Source organism: Blastococcus sp. SYSU DS0616, assembly GCF_054051015.1.
In genome coordinates, this window is the sequence record NZ_JBJHAJ010000053.1 from 1 (window position 1) to 4401 (window position 4401).

Below are 4401 nucleotides of genomic sequence, written 5' to 3' on the forward strand. Positions count from 1 at the left end.
CGATGACCTGGACCGATGACACCGCCGGTCTGCAGGTGGCCGGTTCGGTGGGTCTGACCGCGCACCGGCCGGGCAGCAGCACCGCGGCCACCGCGGTGCGGTTCGGCGGGATCACGGTGACCGCGCTCGACTGACCCGGGGCCGGCCGGCCGGCCCCGGCGCGGCCCCGCCTGACCCGGACCACGCCGGCCCGTCGGCACAGCCGTGGGCGAGCCGCGACGCGTTCACGGGCGGACCGTGACGTGATGCTCACTCATCGTCACGCGGTTGCCCCCGATGGGGGGACGAGCACGCTGCGTCACCGGATCGGGCGATCGGCGATAGAGGTCTGTCGTGTCAGGGTGACTCTCGGTATCGATCGGTCACGGGTGTGACCGGTGCCGAGCACTACGGGGGAACGCATGAGTGCATCGTTGGCGGCTGCGCCAAAGAAGATCCTGGCCGGGGTGATGGCCGCGGCGTTGGGCGTCGGCGTCTTCGCGGTGCTGCCGCCGGGGGTGGCTGCCGCGGATTCCGCACCCACCGGTGTGGTGGGCCCCGCCAACCCGACCACGGTGACCGCCGACGCGTTGCCGACCGCCCAGATCGACGGCGTGGCCTGGTCCCAGGCCGTCGTCGGCAACACCGTCTACGTCGGTGGCTCCTTCAGCAGCGCCCGGCCGGCCGGTGCCGCGCCAGGTGAGCGGGAAACCACCCGTTCGAACCTGCTGGCATACGACATCCGCACCGGCGAGCTGATCGAGTCATTCGCACCCACCCTGAACGGTCAGGTGCTGGTGGTCGCCGCCTCGCCGGATGGCTCTCGGCTCTACGTCGGCGGTGACTTCACCGAGGTCGACGGCCAGGTCCGCCGCCGGGCGGCCGCCTTCGACATCGCCAGCGGCACGCTGGTCGCCAACTGGAAGCCGACAGTCAACAGCCAGGTGCGAGCCATCGCCGCCACCGACGACACCGTCTACCTCGGCGGCAGCATCACTGCCGTCGGCGGCGTCAGCCGGTCCCGGCTGGCCGCGGTGACCGCGGCCGACGGCTCGCTGCTGCCCTGGGCCCCGCAGCCCGGAGTGGGACCCACGTCGGGGAACTCCGACGGCAACCGCGGCACGAGCGACCAGGTGATGGCGCTGGTCGTCACCGGGAACGGCCACGTCGTGGCCGGGGGTCGGTTCGACTCCATGAACGGCGCCAAGGCCACCGGCGTCACCACGCTCGACCCGGTCAGCGGGGAGACCCGCCCGTTCGCCATCAACGAGGAGCTGACCAACCAGGGCATCAACTCCGCCGTCTACAGCCTGTCCACCGACGGGAACGTCGTCTACGGCACCGCCTACGACTTCTACGGTCCCGGCAACCTCGAGGGCTCGTTCGCCGCGGCCGCCGACGGCGGGGAGATCATCGCGATCAACGACTGCCGTGGGGACAGCTACTCGAGCTACCCCATGCACGGGGCGCTCTACGTCGCCGGCCACCCGCACGACTGCGAGAACATCGGCGGCTTCGAGGAGCAGCAGCCGCGGACCCACCGGTACGGGGTCGCGTTCTCCGTCGAGCCGACCGGTGTGACCGGCTCGCACTGGATCGAGAACAGCAACCTGAGCGGCCAGCCGGCGGGCGCGCTGCTGAACTGGTTCCCGAGCATGACCCCCGGCACGTTCACCGGGCAGGGGCAGGCCGGCTGGCACGTCACCGGCGACGGCGAGTACGTCGTGTACGCGGGCGAGTTCCCGCGGGTCAACGGCGTCGGGCAACAGGGCCTGGTCCGCTACGCCATGCCGGACACCGCGCCCAACCGGGTGGGCCCGAGCGGCGAGGACTTCACCGCCACCGCCACCTCGCCGGTCGCCGGCCAGGTCACCGTCTCCTGGCGGGCGACCAGCGACCAGGACAACTCGACCCTCACCTACGCCGTGTACCGAGAAGGCGAGGAGTCGCCCGTCGCCGAGACCACCGCGACCAGCACCTGGTGGGACCGGCCCATGCTGTCGGCGACCGACCCCGGGGTCAGCGGCTCGCTGCGCTATCGGGTCACCGCCACCGACCCGTTCGGCAACTCCGTCGCCACCGACTGGGTGGCCGTCGACGTGGCCCCGGGCGCCGGTGCCGGGACGTCGTCGTACCAGGACCTGGTCCGCGCCGATGGTGCCCGCTCCCACTGGCGGCTGGGCGAGGCCTCCGGCTCGACCGCCGCCGACAGCGTCGGCGCCGACCCGATGACCGCGGGCGCGGGCGTCCGGCCCGGCGCCGAGGCTGCCGTCGCCGGTGACACCGCGTACTCCTTCGACGGGACGGCGTCGGCCACGCTGGCCACCGGCACGCGCACCGCCGCGCCGAGTGCCTTCACCCAGGAGGCGTGGATCCGAACCACCTCCCCCGGCCGGGTCATGGGCTTCGGCGACGCCCGCACCGGGTCGAGCTCCACCTATGACCGCCAGGTATGGGTCGACGAGGGGGGCCGGCTCAATTTCGGGGTGAACGCCCGCTTCCTGTTCTGGTACCTGCCGGTCACGGTTACCAGCAGCGAGGCCTACGACGACGGACAGTGGCACCACGTCGCCGCCACGCTCGACTCCCAGGGCATGGCGCTGTACGTCGACGGCGAGCTGGTCGCCTCCCGCTCCGGCGGCCTTTCGCCCCAGCCGTACAGCGGCTACCTGCGCGTCGGCAGCGACCGCGCGATGGGCGGCGCTAGCACCTTCACCGGCGAGATCGACGAGGTGGCGCTGTACCAGACGGCGCTGAGCGCCGAGCGGGTCGCCGCGCACGCCGGGGCCGCGGGCGGCTCGAACCTGGCTCCGCTGGCCCGCTTCACCAGCACGGTGACCGACCTGGCGGTGGGCCTCGACGGGTCTGGCTCGGTCGATGCCGACGGCACCGTCACCGGTCACACCTGGGACTTCGGCGACGGCACGACCGCCACCGGTCCCACCGCGATGCACAGCTACGCCGAGGCCGGCAGCTACGTGATCACGCTGGCGGTCACCGACGACGGTGGCGCGACGCGGACGGCGGCCCGCGTGGTCACGGTGGCCCCGGCTCCGCCGAACCAGGCGCCGTCGGCCGCCTTCACGGCCACGGCCGATGGCCTCGAGCTCACGGTCGACGGCTCCGGGGCGACGGACGTCGACGGCACCGTCACCGGCCACGCGTGGTCGTTCGGTGACGGCACCACCGGTACCGGCGCCGCCGCGACGCACACCTACCCCGCGCCGGGCTCGTACCGGGTCACGCTCGCCGTCACCGATGACGACGGTGCGGTCTCGGTCGCCGAGCGACTGGTCGTCGTCACCGCTCCGGTGAGCAGCGAGCTGGTTGCCAAGGACACCTTCGGACGCACTGTCACCGGGGGCCTGGGCACCGCCGATGTCGGCGGGGAGTGGATCACCTGGGCGGGTTCGGCGCGGCTGTCGGTGACCCCGGGGGCGGCGACGTTCGAGCTGCCAGGCGTCCGGCACAACACCGGCGCCTACCTGGACTCGGTGTCGCAGACCAGCGCCGACGTCGTGACCTCGTTCTCCCCGACCACGATGCCCACGGGCGGTGGCACGTACCTGTACGTCACCGGCCGGCGGGTCGCCTCGGGGGAGGAGTACCGGGTGCGGGTGCGCGTCCTGGCCGACGGCCGCGTCGCGCTGGCTCTCTCCCGGCTCACCGGTGGCACCGAGGCGTTCCCCGGCGGTGAGGTGTTCGTCCCCGGCCTGACCTGGACGGAGGGCACCTCGCTCCTCGCCCGCGTCGAGGTCTCCGGCACCGGCAGCACGGCGATCACCGGCCGCGTCTGGGCCGAGGGCGCCCCGGAGCCGGAGGATCCGCAGCTGACCGCCACCGACTCCACTCCCGCCCTGCAGGCGGCCGGGTCGGTCGGGCTGACGGCTCACCGCCCGGCCAGCACCACGGCGGCCACCGCGGTCCGGGTCAGCTCCTTCCAGGTCCTGCCGGTCGGTGCAGGACAGGTCACCAACACGGCGCCGGTCGCGGCATTCACCGCCACCACCGACGGGCTCACCGTCTCGGTGGACGGGACGATGTCGGTCGATCCGGACGGCTCTGTGACCGGGTTCGCGTGGGACTTCGGCGATGGAGTTCCCGGGACCGGGGCCACCGCGACGCACGGCTACGCGGTGCCCGGCACCTATCCGGTGACCCTCACGGTCACCGACGACAGCGGGGCGTCCAGCAACACCAAGCGGCAGGTCCAGGTCACCGCGCCGGCGGAGATTCCGGTGGTCGCCGGTGATGCGTTCGGGCGCACCGTCTCCGGTGGTCTGGGCACCGCCGACGTCGGTGGTGCGTGGACGGCGTGGGCCGGGGCCAGCCGGTTGTCGGTGAGCCCGGGTGTGGCGTCGTTCGAGTTGCCGGGGGCCGGTCACAACACCGGGGCGTATCTGGGTGGGGTGTCGGCGACCG

At 73.1% G+C, this 4401-nt stretch carries 1 protein-coding gene; it reads left to right on the forward strand.

Annotated elements, in window-relative coordinates:
- Window positions 1–401 precede the first annotated feature (401 nt).
- A partial coding sequence (locus tag ACI79K_RS21010; protein ID WP_456600671.1) for a PKD domain-containing protein occupies window positions 402–4401 on the forward strand: 4000 nt, incomplete at its 3' end.